The following is a 516-nucleotide window of genomic DNA, read 5'->3' as shown; positions in this document are numbered from 1 at the left end:
CGCCTGAGCAGGTGGAAGGCGCTCATTCCGGCGACAGCCGTCAGGTCGGCGAGCCCGAACTCCTCGGCGTAGTGCGCGTCGATGAAGCGCTTGGTCCGGGCGATGCGCTCGTCGCGCGCCGGGCGGCCTTCGTCGCGGAGCCGCCCGGTCTGGCGGCCGATCGCGGCGAGCAGGCGCGCCAGCGCCTCGCCCTGCTCGGCCGGATCGTCGCGGCCGCGCAGCGAGAGGTGCGCCTCGCAGACCGTCTGGAACAGGCGGGGATCGGCGCTGACCGGGGTCTCGAACCGCAGGGGCCCGCCGCCCGGCTCGACGAGGCCGGCCGCTTCGACCAGCGCCGGGGCGATGTAGAGGACGTGATACTCGAGCGTCTCGTCGCCGATGCTGGCGTTCTCGTGGGGCTGATCGGGATTGAGCAGCAGCACGCTTCCGGCCGGGGCGTGGTGCGGACGTCCCTCGACGTTCAGGCTCTCGGCGCCGCGCGTCACCGCGCCGACGACGTATTCGGCGTGCGCGTGC

The 516-nt window shown here is 73.8% G+C and carries 1 protein-coding gene; it reads right to left on the bottom strand.

Translation table 11 applies throughout. The annotated features are described in order from the left end of the window. On the bottom strand, positions 1-516 hold a 516-nt coding region (locus D1Z90_RS21145), incomplete at both ends, for an AraC family ligand binding domain-containing protein (protein WP_147378845.1).

The sequence above is a fragment of the Motilimonas pumila genome, assembly GCF_003596335.1.
Lineage (GTDB): Bacteria > Pseudomonadota > Gammaproteobacteria > Enterobacterales > CBDFNC01 > Motilimonas > Motilimonas pumila.
The sequence above is the reverse complement of the archived record's forward strand: the minus strand, read 5'-3'. Positions and strand labels throughout refer to the sequence as shown.